Source organism: Flavobacterium sp. (assembly GCF_036741995.1).
Taxonomy (GTDB): Bacteria; Bacteroidota; Bacteroidia; order Flavobacteriales; family Flavobacteriaceae; genus Flavobacterium.
The window spans coordinates 80,667-97,243 of sequence record NZ_DAINRG010000003.1 but is presented as its reverse complement, the minus strand read 5'-3'; the positions used below and the strand labels follow the sequence as shown (position 1 = coordinate 97,243).

The 16,577-nt window shown below is 40.0% G+C and carries 14 protein-coding genes and 1 tRNA gene; all 15 read right to left on the bottom strand.

Going from position 1 to position 16,577, the window contains the following annotated elements; translation table 11 throughout:
* Window positions 1-55: 55 nt before the first annotated feature.
* Window positions 56-129 (bottom strand) — tRNA-Arg (locus V7D82_RS02705).
* Between the two features lie 11 nt (window positions 130-140).
* Window positions 141-590 carry a GatB/YqeY domain-containing protein gene (locus tag V7D82_RS02700; protein WP_333599435.1) on the bottom strand — a complete coding sequence of 150 codons (450 nt, stop codon included), beginning with the start codon at window positions 588-590 and terminating at the stop codon, window positions 141-143.
* Between the two features lie 199 nt (window positions 591-789).
* Entirely contained in the window at window positions 790-2,742 is a 1,953-nt protein-coding gene (gene ftsZ / locus V7D82_RS02695) for a cell division protein FtsZ (RefSeq protein WP_333599434.1), read from the bottom strand.
* Between the two features lie 91 nt (window positions 2,743-2,833).
* The gene (gene ftsA / locus V7D82_RS02690; RefSeq protein ID WP_333599433.1) at window positions 2,834-4,219 is read right to left on the bottom strand and encodes a cell division protein FtsA; all 1,386 of its coding nucleotides are present in this window, start codon (window positions 4,217-4,219) and stop codon (window positions 2,834-2,836) included.
* 6 nt (window positions 4,220-4,225) lie between these two features.
* Window positions 4,226-4,948: a cell division protein FtsQ gene (locus V7D82_RS02685; protein ID WP_333599432.1), complete on the bottom strand. Its 723-nt coding sequence runs from the start codon at window positions 4,946-4,948 to the stop codon at window positions 4,226-4,228.
* Window positions 4,945-6,285 (bottom strand): UDP-N-acetylmuramate--L-alanine ligase, encoded by a 1,341-nt coding sequence (gene murC, locus V7D82_RS02680; protein WP_333599431.1) that lies wholly within the window; start codon window positions 6,283-6,285, stop codon window positions 4,945-4,947. Before murC ends, V7D82_RS02685 begins: the two co-directional genes overlap by 4 nt.
* A gap of 1 nt (window position 6,286) precedes the next feature.
* Entirely contained in the window at window positions 6,287-7,378 is a 1,092-nt protein-coding gene (murG, locus tag V7D82_RS02675) for an undecaprenyldiphospho-muramoylpentapeptide beta-N-acetylglucosaminyltransferase (protein WP_333599430.1), read from the bottom strand.
* Between the two features lie 2 nt (window positions 7,379-7,380).
* Window positions 7,381-8,670 carry an FtsW/RodA/SpoVE family cell cycle protein gene (locus tag V7D82_RS02670; protein ID WP_333599429.1) on the bottom strand — a complete coding sequence of 430 codons (1,290 nt, stop codon included), beginning with the start codon at window positions 8,668-8,670 and terminating at the stop codon, window positions 7,381-7,383.
* 69 nt (window positions 8,671-8,739) lie between these two features.
* On the bottom strand, window positions 8,740-10,074 hold the full coding sequence (gene murD, locus V7D82_RS02665; RefSeq protein WP_333599428.1) for a UDP-N-acetylmuramoyl-L-alanine--D-glutamate ligase: 1,335 nt from the start codon (window positions 10,072-10,074) through the stop codon (window positions 8,740-8,742).
* Window positions 10,074-11,300, bottom strand: a complete 1,227-nt coding sequence (mraY, locus tag V7D82_RS02660; protein WP_333599427.1) for a phospho-N-acetylmuramoyl-pentapeptide-transferase — start codon at window positions 11,298-11,300, stop codon at window positions 10,074-10,076. Before mraY ends, murD begins: the two co-directional genes overlap by 1 nt.
* 4 nt (window positions 11,301-11,304) lie before the next feature.
* Entirely contained in the window at window positions 11,305-12,768 is a 1,464-nt protein-coding gene (locus V7D82_RS02655; RefSeq protein WP_333599426.1) for a UDP-N-acetylmuramoyl-L-alanyl-D-glutamate--2,6-diaminopimelate ligase, read from the bottom strand.
* Complete coding sequence (locus tag V7D82_RS02650; RefSeq protein WP_333599425.1) at window positions 12,765-14,774, bottom strand: penicillin-binding protein; 2,010 nt, start codon at window positions 14,772-14,774, stop codon at window positions 12,765-12,767. Before V7D82_RS02650 ends, V7D82_RS02655 begins: the two co-directional genes overlap by 4 nt.
* A complete protein-coding gene (locus V7D82_RS02645; protein ID WP_333599424.1) occupies window positions 14,765-15,112 on the bottom strand; it encodes an FtsL-like putative cell division protein in 348 nt (115 codons plus the stop codon). The genes V7D82_RS02650 and V7D82_RS02645 overlap by 10 nt, the downstream gene beginning before the upstream one ends.
* Window positions 15,109-16,017, bottom strand: a complete 909-nt coding sequence (rsmH, locus tag V7D82_RS02640; RefSeq protein ID WP_333599423.1) for a 16S rRNA (cytosine(1402)-N(4))-methyltransferase RsmH — start codon at window positions 16,015-16,017, stop codon at window positions 15,109-15,111. Before rsmH ends, V7D82_RS02645 begins: the two co-directional genes overlap by 4 nt.
* The gene (mraZ, locus tag V7D82_RS02635) at window positions 15,992-16,465 is read right to left on the bottom strand and encodes a division/cell wall cluster transcriptional repressor MraZ (RefSeq protein WP_333599422.1); all 474 of its coding nucleotides are present in this window, start codon (window positions 16,463-16,465) and stop codon (window positions 15,992-15,994) included. The genes rsmH and mraZ overlap by 26 nt, the downstream gene beginning before the upstream one ends.
* Between the last annotated feature and the right edge of the window lie 112 nt (window positions 16,466-16,577).

The following is a 16,577-nucleotide window of genomic DNA, read 5'->3' as shown; positions in this document are numbered from 1 at the left end:
TCTATTTTAGAGTAGAAATAAAAAATGCCTGAGATTATCTCTCAGGCATTTTATGTGACCGCGAAGGGATTCGAACCCCCAACCCTCAGAGCCGAAATCTGATATTCTATCCAGTTGAACTACGCAGCCATTTTATTCGCTTATGCCAATAATTTTTTAACGATAGTCGAAATGGTTTTGCCATCGGTTTTGCCGGCTAAGGCTGCTGAGGCTTTCCCCATCACCTGACCCATAGCGGCCATGCCTGAAAAACCACCTTCTGCGATGATTTTAGCTACTATAGCTTCTACTTCGGCCTCAGATAACTGTGCCGGTAAAAACTTCTCTATAACGGCTACTTGCGCCAATTCGGGTGCGGCTAAGTCGGCACGGTTTTGTTCTGTATAAATGGCGGCGCTGTCTTTACGTTGTTTTACCAAACGTTGCAATAATTTGATTTCGTCGTCAGCGGCTAAAACATCGCTGGCACCGGCTTCGGTTTTGGCTAAGATGATACCCGATTTGATGGCTCTTAAAGCTTCTAAAGCGACAGTATCTTTGGCTCTCATGGCGTTTTTCATTTCGTCCATGATTTGTGTTTCTAAACTCATTGTATTTCTATTTACGTTTAATCATTAGGATTTACTTTTTAGCCCTGATGGGAGCGACTACCATGTAGTGCGGACAGCAGGAAAATGGATGACTGAAACAGCCCGAACCATTCGCTCCTAAAAAGCACTGCGAAGGTAAAAAAAATAACCCGAAAATCTCAGTGAAATTTTCGGGTTATCCGATTAAAAAAATGGCAGATTAATCTACATTATCGTGCAGGAATGAATTGTTGGTTCTGATTTGTAAATCGTCGTTACTATCAGTGCCCAAAGACATTCTTGAGTTTGCAGTATTGTCGGCGTTGTTTGACAGGTCAACACCAAGGCGTTTGTATGCTGGTTCTTTTTCTAATTCTTCGATACGGGAAGGATTGTTGTGGAATTTGTAATTGAACTCTTTTAACTTTCTTCTGCGCTCGTCAGCTCTGTGTTTCAACGTTTCTTCGATGGTCATTTCTACCGGAGAAACATCGTCAAAATGCATCACTACGGGAGCCTGTGTTTTTTCAACTTCCGGTTGGGCTTTCATGATAATGTTCAGCTCTTCGGCAATTGGCTCTTCTACCACAGCTGCTGCTGGTTTGGAGTTCAATAAGTCGTTTTCCAACTCCATGTATTCTTCTAAAGAATATTTGATAACGCCTTCTTCGTTTAGTTCGGTTACCGGAACAAATTGTACTGGTTCGTTCACTACGATATCATTAGCTTCTGACAAATCGAAAACAATTTTGCTTTCTTCTTGTACAGCTTCAATCGGTTCTGCTTTTTCAAAGGCTGCCGGAATATCAAACGTAAAAGTAATTTGTTCTTCTTCTACAATGTTTTGCGGCTCTATCACTTTCATTTCACGAACCTCAGGAGTGGTTACTTTGTAATCGATGTCCATGATTGGCGATACGATTTCAAAAGTCACATCCAGATTGCGGATGAATTGGTTCATCGCTATTAATTCGTTATCATCAACAATAGCCGCAGTTACTGTTGGAGTTTCTATCTCATCTTCGATTAATTCGAATACGATTTTTTCTTCTTTTACTTCCGTTGGTGTTTCTACGATGGATTGAAAAACTTCCACTGGTTTTTGCGTTAAATCGCGTACCAATTTTTGTTCGTCACCCAAGGTGTGGATGATTTTCTTTACTTCGGTATTAACAATCCCATTTTGTTGTTCTACATTGAAACCTGTAGCAATGATGGTAACCGCAATCGCTTCACCTAACGTTTCATCTTCACCAACTCCCATAATGATGTTGGCATTATGACCCGCTTCCGATTGGATGTGGTCATTGATTTCACCGATTTCGTCAATAGTAATTTCGTTGGAACCCGAAACGATAAGCAACAATACGTTTTTGGCACCGGAGATTTTATTGTCATTCAATAACGGAGAATCTAAAGCAGTAATGATAGCCTCTTTGGCACGGTTATCCCCAGTAGCGATAGACGAACCCATGATGGCTGTTCCGCTATTAGACAATACCGTTTTGGCATCTTTCAAGTCGATATTCTGAGTGTAGTGGTGTGTAATTACTTCGGCAATCCCACGAGAAGCCGTAGCTAACACTTCGTCCGCTTTGGAGAATCCGGCTTTGAACCCTAAATTTCCGTATACTTCTCTCAATTTATTGTTATTAATAACAATTAAAGAGTCGACCTGTTTTCTTAATTTTTCAACGCCTAACAACGCTTGTTCTGAACGCACTTTCCCTTCAAACTGGAAAGGAATAGTTACGATTCCGACCGTAAGGATATCACGTTCTTTGGCCAATTGTGCGATGACCGGAGCAGCACCTGTTCCTGTCCCACCACCCATACCGGCTGTAATGAACACCATTTTAGTATTGGTATCCAACATCTTTTCAATGTCGCCCACACTTTCTAAAGCGGATTGTTGTCCTACATCAGGATTAGCGCCTGCGCCAAGACCTTCGGTTAAGTTTACGCCTAACTGGATCTTATTGGGTACCGGGCTGTTTTGAAGTGCTTGTGAGTCTGTATTACAAACTATAAAATCAACTCCTTTTATGCCCTGTTTGAACATGTGATTGATCGCGTTGCTTCCGCCGCCACCAACTCCGATTACTTTAATCACATTTGATTGATTTTTTGGTAAATCAAATGAGATGCTTCCAAATTCTGAGTTGCTTATCATACTATTTTGGTTTTGTTAGGTATTATATATTCTGTATTCTGTTTGTCTTTTGTGTTTCGCTAAAGCGAAATTATCTGAAACCTCAGGGTTTCTATTCTGCGTTATCTAAAAAATCTTTAATCTTATCTACATAGCGGTCAAAAAAGGATCTTCTGATTTTGCTTTCGGTCGTTTCATTTTCAATTTTGGAAACTGGTAATTCTACTTCATTGAAAACTTCTTCTTCTATTTTTTCTTCCGCTACCGGTTGGAAAACCACTTGTTTTGGTGCTTCCGCTACTACTTCTTTCAGTTCAATTTTATAAGCGCTGTTCGAATTGTTTTCGATGCTGTTCATCACCAATCCTACAGCAGTTGCAAACAACGGACTGGAAATTTCTTCGCTCGAATTGCCTGCCAAATGTTCGTTTGGATACCCAATTCTGGTGTCCATGCCGGTGATATATTCCACCAATTGTTTGATGTGTTTCAACTGCGAACCACCACCGGTTAATACGATTCCGGCAATTAATTTTTTGCGCGGATCTTCGTGTCCGTAGGCTTTGATTTCGGTGAACACTTGCTCAATAATTTCAACCACTCTCGCGTGAATTATTTTCGACAAATTCTTTAATGAAATCTCTTTGGGATCTCTTCCTCTCAATCCCGGAATCGATACAATTTCATTGTCTTTATTTTCTCCTGGCCAGGCCGAACCGAATTTGGTTTTTAACAATTCGGCTTGTTTTTCGATAATCGAACAGCCTTCTTTGATATCATCTGTAATTACGTTTCCACCAAATGGGACAACAGCAGTATGACGAATGATACCATCTTTGAAAATAGCTAAATCGGTAGTTCCACCCCCTATGTCAATCAACGCAACACCGGCTTCTTTTTCTTCCTGACTCAACACCGCATCAGCCGAAGCTAATGGCTCCAACGTCAATCCTGACAATTCAATACCTGAACTTTGGATGCATCTGCCCACATTGCGGATAGAAGACGCTTGTCCTACTACTACGTGGAAACTGGCTTCCAGTCTACCACCGTACATGCCTATAGGCTCTTTGATTTCCGATTGTCCGTCAATCTTGAATTCCTGTGGCAATACGTGGATGATTTCTTCTCCGGGAAGCATTGCCAGTTTATTTACCTGATCAATCAACAACTGAATATCTCTACCGCTGATTACTTCTTCCGGGTTGGTTCTGATAACGTAATCGGTGTGTTGAATGCTGCGAATGTGTTGTCCGGCAATCCCAACCACCACATCGTTAATTTTGTATCCTGAATTATTTTCCGCTTCAAGAACTGCTTGCTGAATTGACTGAATGGTTTGCGTGATATTATTTACTACACCGCGTGCCACACCAAGACTTTTGGATTTTCCAACGCCCAAAATCTCTAATTTTCCATACTCATTTTTCTTGCCAATCATGGCAACAATCTTGGTTGTTCCAATGTCTAATCCGACTGCAATATTCTCTTTTTCCATAATCTTCTATTTTATGCACACCACTTGCTTGGTAAACTTCAGGTTGATTCTTTTGTATTTGTTCAAAGTGCTATCGGAAACAGCCTTCTGAAAAAATGCTTTGTAATTCTTAAATTTAGTCTCGATGTTAATAGTTCTTCCAAAATCGATTTGATAATCGTAATTCCGGTTCGCCATAATCAGGCTACCGTTAGGCAAAACCTGTACACCAATGATATTTTTTTTCAAAAAATCATCTTCAGCAATCATCCGTAAAACTTCAGATAATTTTTCTTTTTTTACTACTGTAATCTCCCCCGATAGTAGCGGCACTCTGGCGGTATAATTATCCGATAACGGCATACTATTTCCCTCATTATCAATATAGAAAGAACCCGTCTCGTCAAACACTCGCCCAAGAGGTGTTTTTTGTTTCACCACCGCTTTTAAAACCCCATCAACACTGACAAACACATCTGCTTTCTCAATCAATTTTTGTTGGTTGATGGACTTTTCCAATTTATTCAAATCTAACCCATCTTTTTTTAATGTTTTTAGGTCCTGATTTTTTTCTATTAACAATTTATTAACCGTTTCCGGTTTCAAAAAAAGGTTCTTTTCGCCCACAAAAATCACCTCTGTTTTTTTAATTTTTCGCAACGCATTTCGGTGCGAAGTGAACGAATACAGGAAGATTACGACCGCAACCATCAAGACCAATCTGATATTTGTCCAGGTGAAAATTTTCATAATAAAGCCTTCTTAATGTTAGGAACTAATTCTCCAATATCTCCGGCACCGATGGTTACAATTATTTTAGCGTCGTTGGCCAAAATTGTTGGAATTAAATCGGCTTTGGAAATCAATTTTTTATTTGGATTTTCCATTTTGGAAAGCAGCCAACTTGAGGTGATTCCTTCCATTGGTAATTCTCTGGCCGGATAAATATCTAACAGTAAGATTTCATCGAATTGCGACAAACTGTTGGCAAAATCATCGGCAAAATCTTTGGTTCTGCTGAATAAATGTGGCTGGAAAATCGCCAACACTTTTTCATTCGGATACAATTCGCGAACGGCTTGGTGGACCGCGTTAATTTCAGTCGGATGATGTGCATAATCATCAATATAAACCAAGTCTTTCGACTTAATCTGATACGAAAATCTACGCTGAATTCCTTTAAATGATGCCAGGGCTTTAGCAATGGACTCGGTTGGGGTACCATAAGTTTTAGCCATCGCCAAAGCCATCAGAGCATTCATTAAATTGTGTCTTCCGGGCAAACCGAATTGCAAGTTCTGGATGGTTTCCGACGGCGTTTGCACATCAAAAACATAAAAACCATTTTCTATTCGGATGTTGAAAGCTTTATAAGTTGAGTCTTCTTCGATTCCGGTGGTTAAGCCTTCTAATGGTAAACCTTTCGGAACGAACAGCTTATTTTTATTTGCTACTTTGGCAGCAAATTCGCGGAACGAATCTTCGATTGCCGATTTATCACCATAAATATCCAAATGATCCGCATCCATCGAAGTTACGCAGGCAATATCCGGATGCAGATGCAGGAACGAACGGTCGAATTCATCTGCCTCTACAACAGTAACCGTTTTTCCATTTCCGATTAAATTGGAATGGTAATTTTCTACAATGCCACCAAGGAAAGCAGTAACATCAGCACCACTTTCATACAAAATATGACCAAGAATACTGGAAGTTGTTGTTTTCCCGTGCGTCCCGGCAACGGCGAAACAAAAGGTATCTTTGGTGATAATGCCCAATACTTCGGCGCGTTTTTTCACCACGTACTCTCTTTCCAAAAAGTAATTCCATTCCGAGTGCGTTTTGGGAACAGCCGGCGTAATAATTATCAAGGTGTTTTCGGTATAATAATCAGCCGGAATTAAACTGATATTGTCTTCAAAGTGAATGTTCATTCCAGCTGCAACAAGCTCATCGGTCAACATAGTTGGTGTCTTGTCGTAGCCCGAAACATTTTTGCCAATGTTCTGGAAATAACGAGCCAAAGCACTCATTCCGATGCCTCCGATGCCGATGAAATAGACGTTATGGATTTGGTTTAGATTCACTTTATTTTATCAATTTTATTATTTCTGCTACAATGTCTTTAGTCGCGTTTGGTTTTGCCAGTTTTTTGATATTATCACTTAACGTTACCTGTAAATCTTCATTGGAAATCAAATCGGAAAAGGTTTCTTCAAACCTTGCATCCAGGTCACTTTCCTTTAAAAGAATGGCGCCATTTTTATCAACGATGGCTTTCGCATTTTTGGTTTGATGATCTTCGGCTACATTGGGTGACGGAATGAATATGGTCGGTTTTCCCACCAAACACAACTCCGAAACCGATGAAGCTCCGGCACGCGAAATCACAAAATCAGCTGCGGCATAAATTAAATCCATTCGGTCAATAAAGGCAACGACCTGCACATTTTCTTTTTCGTTGAAATGTTGGTATTCGTCAAAATACAATTTTCCACATTGCCAAAAAACCTGAACGCCACTTGCCAAAAGAAAATCGAGTTCTTTAGCGATTAACTGGTTTACTCTTCTGGCTCCTAAGCTTCCGCCGAGAATTAACAATGTTTTTTTATTGGTGTCTAATTTAAAATAGGCGATACCTTCCTGTCTTTTGGTTTCCACATCTAACAAATCCTGACGAACGGGATTTCCAGTGAACACGATTTTTTCTTTTGGAAAAAAGCGCTCCAAATTTTCATACGCTACACAAATCGCATTGGCTTTTTTGCTCAACAATTTGTTCGTAATACCCGGATAGGAATTTTGTTCCTGAATCACGGTTGGTATATTGAAACTGTTCGCCGCTTGTAATAAAGGGCCACTGGCAAAACCACCAGTTCCGATTACTACATCGGGTTTGAACTTTCTGATTATTTTTCTTGATTTCCACAAACTGCTCATTAGCTTGAATGGGAACATCATGTTCTGTACTGTCAATTTTCGTTGCAAACCGGCAATCCACAATCCTTCGATTTTATAACCGGATTGGGGTACTTTTTGCATTTCCATTTTGTCTTGGGCACCTACAAAAAGAAACTCCGCATCCGGAAAACGCAACTTTAATTCATTGGCAATCGCCACCGCCGGATAGATATGTCCACCCGTACCGCCACCGCTTAATATGAATTTTAATTTGCCCATGCTTAACTTCTTTTTAAAATTGGTTCCAATGGATTGGTTTTGTCTTCAATCGAGAAATCTTCCTGTTCGGTTTCCTCGTCTTCTTTTAGTTGTTTATCGATTAGCTTTTGCAAAGCGTCTTCGCGTTTTTGTTTTTCGGCTTGTTCTTCGGCAATTTCTTCGTCTTTTTTGGTCACGCTTAAAATGATTCCCAAAGCAATACACGTCATCCAAATGGAACTTCCTCCCGAACTGATTAAGGGTAAGGTTTGTCCCGTTACCGGCAATAATTCCACAGCCACTGCCATGTTAGTCATTGCCTGAAAAATAATGGGGAATCCTAAGCCAATGACGACGAGTTTTCCGAAAAGCGAATTGGCTTTGTGTGCCGCTACTACAAATCGGAACAGCAACAACAGGTATAATCCCAAGACTAATAATCCTCCTAAAAGACCATATTCTTCCACAATGATTGCGTAGATAAAATCGGAAGATGATTGTGGCAAAAAGTTTTTCTGTACACTTTTCCCGGGTCCTAAACCATAAATTCCACCGGAAGCAATAGCGATTTTAGCTTTCTCAATTTGGTAATCATCTTCATCGGGTTTGTCGCTGGTGAAATTATCGATACGGGCAATCCAGGTATCCACACGATTGGGAAAGGCTCCCGGAAAGGCTTTGGCAACAAGTATGAAAAAGGTCAAGCCAATGATTCCGGCACCGATAATGATTCCGATATATTTCAATGGGTATTTACCAATGAAAGCCAACATCATCACCATCGAAAAAATCAACGCTGCCGTAGATAAATTCGCTGGCAAAATCAAGATTAAAGTAATGAAAACCGATGTCCATAATTCCCATAAAGACGATTGAAAAGTGATAGGGGTTTCTCTGGTTTTGGACAAATAACGCGCCACAAAAACATACAACACTATCGAAGCCAAAGTGGAAGTCTGGAATGTAATGCCGATAAACGGAATCTGAATCCAACGGCTGGCATTGGCGCCTTCGATTACCGTTCCTTTGAGCAAGGTGTAAATTAAGAGCAGCCAAACGACAGGCAATAATAACCTTGAAATGGTTCTGAAATAATGGTACGGAACCTTATGAATTTTGTATAAAATAAAAAACCCAACAAACACCTGTGCTCCGTGTTTCAGCAAATACGTCAACGCATTTCCGGAACCGTGGCGCATGTAAGCCAAATTGCTACTCGCACTAAACACCGGCATAAACGAAAATAACGCCAACAGAGCCACGAAGGCCCAGATGACTTTATCTCCTTTTAAACTGTGAATTAGTTCTTTCATAGTGTGGATTTGTGGATTTGTGGATTCGGTTATTCGTAATTCAGATAACCAAATAACCGCATAACCAAATTATAAATTCTGTACGGCTACTTTAAACTGTTGTCCTCTGTCTTCGTAGTTTTGGAATAAATCGAAACTCGCACAAGCTGGTGATAACAATACGGCATCCCCTTTTTCGGCAATGTGACTGGCTGTGTTTACCGCATCGCGCATGTTGTCCACTTCCACCATCATATCCACCACATTTCCAAACGTATCCACGATTTTTTTATTATCGACACCCAAACAAATAATGGCTTTTACTTTTTCTCTCACCAATGGCATTAACTCGTTGTAATCATTTCCTTTGTCAACCCCTCCGACAATCCAAACGGTTGGCACAGTCATGCTGTCTAAAGCAAAGAAAGTCGCGTTTACATTGGTCGCTTTACTGTCGTTGATGTACTGAACATTTTGAATCTTGAGTACTTTTTCCAAACGATGCTCTACCCCTTGGAAATTGGATAAACTTTCACGGATGGTTTGCTTTCTGATTTTCATCAGCTGGGCTACCGAAGTGGCGGCCATAGCGTTTTTCAGGTTGTGTTTTCCTTCCAATGAAACCTCTCCGGTTTTCATTTCAAATTCCTCGTTGTTGATGATGATGTCCATAGTTTCGTTTTTTATAAAGGCTCCGTTTTCAAAGGTTTGGGTTAGTGAAAAAGGAATTAGTTTTGCGTTTGTTTTGTTTTGTTTAAACCATTCTGAAATCGCTTCGTCATCGGCATCGAAGATGAGATAATCGCTCTCGGTTTGGTTCATGGTTATTCTGAATTTTGATGCTATATAATTTTCATATTTGTAATCGTATCGGTCCAAATGATCAGGACTGATATTGGTAATGATGGCAATGTCCGGGCGATAGTTTATAATACCATCCAATTGAAAACTGCTCAACTCCAACACATAGCAATCGTAGTTTTCTTCGGCCACCTGCCAGGCAAAACTTTTTCCGATGTTACCGCCCAATCCTACATTCAATCCGCCTTGTTTCAGCAAATGGTAGGTCAACATGGTGGTCGTTGTTTTTCCGTTGCTTCCGGTGATTCCGATGGTTTTTGCCTTGGTGAATTCGCAAGCAAATTCGATTTCGGAAATCACGGGTATTCCTTTTTCCAACAGTTTTTTTACTATCGGCGATTTCTCAGGAATGCCCGGGCTTTTCATCACGACATCCGCATTCAGAATCAATGCTTCCGTATGATGGTCATCTTCCCATTGAATCTCATATTGTTTAAGAACTTCTCTATACTTATCTTTTATTTGTCCGAAATCGGAAACGAACACATCGTATCCTTCTTTCTTTCCTAAAATGGCCGTTCCCACGCCACTTTCGCCTCCGCCAAGCACCACTAACCTCTTCATTATCTCAATTTTAAAGTCACTATGGAAACGATGGCTAACAGTATGGCCACAATCCAAAAACGGGTTACGATTTTACTTTCGTGGTAGCCTTTCTTTTGGTAATGATGGTGCAATGGCGACATCAGGAAAATTCGCTTCCCTTCGCCAAAGCGTTTTTTGGTGTATTTGAAATAGGAAACCTGTAAAATCACCGATAGATTTTCGGCAAAAAAGATGGCGCACAATACCGGCAGCAACATTTCTTTACGAACAGAAATCGCTAACACTGCAATGATTCCACCAATGGTTAAACTTCCGGTGTCGCCCATAAAGACTGATGCCGGATACGAATTGTACCAAAGAAATCCAACCAAAGCTCCCACAAAAGCCGAAATAAAAACGGTCATTTCTCCTGAATTGGGGATGTACATTACATTTAGATAACTGGACAAAATGATATTACCTGAAATAAAGGTGAAGATTCCAAGTGCCAGTACTGAGATAGCGGAAGTTCCAGCGGCCAAACCATCAATTCCATCGGTAAGATTGGCTCCATTAGAAACTGCTGTAATGATGAAAATTACGATTGGAATGAATACCAACCAAGCCCAGTTTTCATAACCATCGCCGGTCCATTCCAAGATTTTGGCATAATCCAATTCGTTGTTTTTCATAAACGGAATCGTGGTAACGGTTGACTTGCTTTCGGTAGGTGCCTGAGAAATTTCGTTTTGTGTTTGGTTGAAAGTTATTGGTGTCGTAGATCTTTCTCTAACGGTAACACCCGGGTGAAAATAAAGTACAGAACCCACAATTAATCCTAATCCTACCTGACCAATTACTTTGAAAATACCTTTTAAACCTTGTTTGTCTTTTTTGAAGATTTTGATGTAATCGTCGATAAAACCGATAGTTCCCATCCAAAGTGTGGTCACAATCAAGAGGATGATATAAATATTATTCAGTTTGGTTAACAACAAAACCGGAATCAACGTGGAGATGATGATGATTAATCCCCCCATGGTTGGTGTTCCTGCTTTTTGTGTTTGGCCTGCCAAACCTAATTCTCTCACGGTTTCCCCCACTTGCTGGTTTCTCAAGAAGTTGATGATTTTTTTCCCGTAAATGGTCGAAATCATTAACGATAAGATTAACGCTAAAGCCGAACGAAAAGTAATGTATTGGAAAACTCCCGTTCCGGGAACATCCATAGTTTTGTCGAGGTATTCAAATAAATAATATAGCATAGGTTTATTTGTTTAGCTGTTCTAAAAGTTCTTTTACAATTTGCATATCATCAAAATCGTGGCGCACGCCGTTAATTTCCTGATAGGTTTCATGCCCTTTTCCGGCGATAAGAATGATATCGTTTGGCCCTGCCAACTGACAAGCGGTTTTGATGGCTTGTTTTCTATCGACAATCGACAATGTTTTTCTTTGATTTTGAGGCTCAACCCCTTTTTCCATATCCGCGATAATATCAATCGGATCTTCTGTTCTTGGATTGTCCGAAGTGATGATGACCTTATTGCTCATTGAACTGGCGATGTGTGCCATGATTGGACGTTTGGCTTTGTCTCTGTCACCACCGCAGCCAACAACGGTGATTAGTTGTTCATTTTTGGTTCGAATATCATTGATGGTACTCAACACATTTTCCAAAGCATCCGGTGTGTGGGCATAATCCACAATCGCTGTGATTTTGTCGTTGGAAACAATAAATTGGAAACGCCCGGAAACGCTTTCCAGTTCCGACAACAATCGCAATACTTCCAATTTGTCTAAACCTAATTCTACAGCTGTACCGTAAATCGCCAATAAATTATAGGCATTGAAAGTGCCAATCAATCGCACCCAAACTTCATTTTCATTGATTTTCAACAACAAGCCTGACAATTGATTTTCCAGGATTTGCGCTTTGTATTCGGCGTACGATTTTAAGGCGTATGTTAGTTTTCTGGCGAAAGTATTTTGCAACATCACCAAACCATTTTTGTCATCGATGTTGGTCAAGGCAAAAGCGGTTTTTGGCAAATGGTCGAAAAATGATTTTTTCACATCGCGGTATTCCGCGAAGGTTGGATGGTAATCTAAATGATCATGCGACAAATTGGTGAATACTCCTCCGGCAAACTGTAAGCCTTCGGTACGTTTTTGGTGAATCCCGTGGGAACTCACTTCCATGAAGCAATATTCCACACCAACGGCATTCATTTCAGCCAAATAATAGTTGATGGTCAACGAATCTGGCGTAGTATGAGTGGCTTTGTATTCCATATCATCCACTAGGATTTTCACGGTAGAAAGCAATCCCACTTTGAAACCTGCCTTTTTGAATAATTGGTATAATAAAGATGCTATCGTAGTTTTTCCGTTCGTTCCGGTGATGCCGACTAACTTTAAATTCTGTGACGGATTGCCATAGTAATTGGTGGCCAAAAAGGCTAAAGCCAAATTGGTGTCTTTTACTTGTATATAAGTAATTCCGGTCACTATCACTTCCGGCAACGTGTCGCAAACAATCGCAACAGCGCCAAGATTAATGGCTTTTTCGATAAAGTCATGCCCGTCAGAAACTGTCCCGCGAATGGCCACAAATACGTCATTCTCCTGAATTTTTCGGGAGTCGAATTCAATTTTGTTAATAGTCATTTCCGTCGAACCTTTTACGACTTCGATGGCGACTTTGTATAATATGTCTTTTAAAATAATCACGATAATTCGAGTATGATGATTTTGTTTTTATCTATAGCTTCTCCCGGTTGAATGGATTGTTTTTTGACTTTTCCAACACCGATTACTTTTACTTTATATTTCAAATTTTCCAAAAGCGCTACAGCATCCATGCCGCTCATGCCTTTAACATTAGGCACTCCTTTGGTTTCTTCCTGCGATTTGATGGCGTAATCGTTATAGGCTTTCTCTTGTTTGTCGATTTTTCGATTCAGATTTTTAATCTCATTAGTGGATGGCGCATCGGTAAAAATCTTTTGCGCAATGCGTTTGAAGACCGGGCCGGCCACATCGGCTCCATAATAATTGTTTCCGGAAGTATTCGGTTTGTGCACCACCACGATACAGGAATATTTTGGATTTTCAGCCGGGAAAAACCCAACAAAAGAAGAAATATAATGTTTCTCAGAACCACCATTTTTAGCGTAATTAGCCTGAGCTGTTCCTGTTTTTCCGGCCATTGAGAAATCTTTGGAATACAACTTGGCGCCCGTTCCTCGTTTCACCACATTCTGCATGACAGCTTTCAACTTCTTAATCGTTTCATCCGAACAAATCTTAGGATTGATGACTTGCTTGTCGTATTTTTTGATGGTTTTGTTCCATTCTTTAATCTCGGAAACGAATTGTGGTTTTACCATTTCGCCGTTATTGGCAATGGCATTGTACAATGTCAGCGTTTGCAATGGTGTCACGGCAACGCCATAGCCAAAAGCCATCCATGGCAAGGATATAGCGCTCCAGTGTTTATCGTTTGGTTGCGGAATATATGGTTTTCCTTCTCCTTGAAACGGCAATCCTAAAGGTTTGTTCAAGCCCATTCGGTCAATTCGATCCACAAATTCCTGTGGATTGTTTTTATAATTTTCATAAACCGCTTGTACCATAATGGTGTTGGATGACACTTCAAAACCTCTGGCCAAAGAGATTCTTCCGTAACCGCCTTCATGGGAATCGCGTACTTTTTTACCTCTGTATTCAATAATCCCGCCTTGACTGTCATAAGTTTTGCTGGTGTCAATTTTATGATCATCCAACAAAGCAATCATGTCAATTAACTTAAAGGTAGAGCCCGGTTCGTGTGCTTCGGCGATAGCGTAATTGGTAGTTTCGAAATAAGTGGAATCGGTTGGATTTAATTTTCCTAAGTTGGAAATCGCTTTGATTTTACCGGTTTTGGTTTCCATTACTACCACACAACCGTGTTCGGCTTTGTATTCCTGAAGCTGTTTCAGCAAGGCATGGTGCGCGATATCCTGAATATACACATCGATAGTCGAAATCACATCATAGCCATCCTGTGGATCTACTTCGTTTACATCACGAATAGGTTTCCATTGGCCTTTGGCAATTTTTTGCTTTAAAACTTTCCCGTCTTTTCCGTTTAAATAGCTTCGAAATGACCACTCAATCCCTTTACCGTCGGGCTTTCCTTCCGGAGTAATTCTTTCATAACCAATGGTTCTTTCGGCAATTTTTCCAATCGGATGTTTACGAATCGTTTCCTGCTCAGTAATCATTCCGCCTTTGTTTGGTCCTAAATTGAACAATGGAAAAGACTTCATTCGCATGTATTCGGTATAACTCAAATCACGGGCAACGAACAAGTATCTGTTTTTGTTGGCGCGTGCCATTCTTAATTGCGTTTGGTAATAGGAACTTGGTTTGCCCAATAACAAAGCCAAAGAATCCGACAATGGTTTTACATTTTTTTCAAATGATTCTCCTTTCGGTGCCACGGCATCAAATCGGATGTTGTAGTTGGGAATGGAAGTGGCTAGTAAACTGCCGTCAGCAGAATAGATATTCCCTTTATTGGCTGGGATCACGAAGTTTTTCACGGTTCTTTCTTTGGCTAATTTTCTATAGTAATCACCTTCCACCCACTGAATTTTAGAGAGTTTGAAAGTAATTGCCATAGCCATCAAAAAGATGCTGAAAGCAACTAGGTAAATGCGGTAAGAGATATGTTTATCTTCTATTGCCATAGTTTTTGAAAGAAACTTTTTTCTGCCGGTTTTTTAACTTTTATCTTTTGGGGCGGAACCGAGGAAGGGAAAATTTTTCGTTCTTCCATTTTTTCTGAAACGGTCGATTCCATTTTTAATTTCATTAATTCTGAGCGTTTGTCTACAAATTCGGAACGCAGTTCTTTTACTTCATTAGTCAATTCGGCAATCCTAAAAATTTTCTCATCGTATCGATGCTCATTCGCAATCATCAAAATAGCCAGAAGGATTAAAAACACTATGAATCGCCAGTTTTTAGTAGCGTCTTCATTGACAAGAAACCGAGCTTTTAATATGCCGTAAACTCCTTTTTTCATCGTTTCTCTGCTATTCTTAGTTTGGCACTTCTCGCTCTGTTGTTGAGTTTGATTTCAGCTTCATCAGGAACAATCAGTTTTCCAACTAATTTGAACGGAACCGAAAAATTTCCGAAGAAATCGCGTTCCGGCTCGCCTTCAAACAGACCGTTTTTCATGAAACGTTTCACCAATCTGTCTTCGAGTGAGTGATAGGATATCACGCTTAATCTTCCTTCCGGTTTCAATATTTCAAGGGATTGTTCCAAAAATTCTTTTAAAACATCCATTTCCTGATTCACTTCGATACGGATGGCCTGATAGATTTGTGCCAATATTTTATTTTTGAACTGATCCGGTAAAAACTTCGCCAAAATCAATTTTAATTCGTCAGTTGTGGCAATAGCTTTGTTTTCTCTGGCTTCGATAATGGTTCTTGCCAAGGCCGGTGCCGCTTTCAATTCGCCATAATCCAAAAAGACTCTTTTCAAATTAGCTTCGTCGTATTCGTTGATGACTTTGTAAGCGTCTAAATCATTTTTTTTGCTCATTCTCATATCCAAATCGGCATCAAAGCGAGTAGAAAAACCTCTTTCCGGAACATCAAACTGGTGAGACGAAACGCCCAAATCAGCTAAAATCCCATCCACTTGTTTTACGCCGTGAAATCTCAAAAAGCGCTTGATATATCTGAAATTTTCCTGAATCAAAGTAAATCGTTCGTCCGGTAAAGCATTAGCCCAAGCATCTTCATCCTGATCAAATCCGAACAGTTTTCCATTGGCTCCTAATCGGCTCAAAATTTCTTTGGAATGCCCACCGCCACCAAAAGTCACATCCACATAAATTCCGTCAGGTTTGATATTCAAGCCATCAACAGTTTCCTTCAATAAAACCGGATTATGATATTCCATCGTTGTCATCATTACTATTTCCCATTACATCTTCAGCTAAATCAGCAAAATCAACATCGTCACCGGCAATTGATTTTTCATATAAATCTTTATCCCAAATCTCAACGATATTTACAGCTGACGAAAGAACAATGTCTTTAGAAATCTTACTAAATGCCACCAAATCTTTTGGAATTAACAAACGACCCAAATCATCAACTTCCACCACTTTCACACCAGCGGTAAACCGACGAATGAAGTCGTTATTTTTCTTTACAAATCGGTTGAGTTTGTTGATTTTTTGCATCATCAAATTCCACTCCGTCATCGGATATAATTCGAGACACGGTTGAAAAACGGAACGCTTCAAGACGAAGCCATCTTGCAGAGAGCTAGCCAATTGCTTCTTCAATGCCGAAGGAATCATGAGTCTTCCTTTGGCATCAACCTTGCATTCGTATGTTCCGATTATGGAGTTCAAGAGTGGTTTGTTTTGATTATCAGCAAAAATATAAAAATAATTACCACAATTTACCACAAAATACCACTTTGTTAATAAGTTTTACCACTTTATTCCCGTTTGTTTGAAAAAT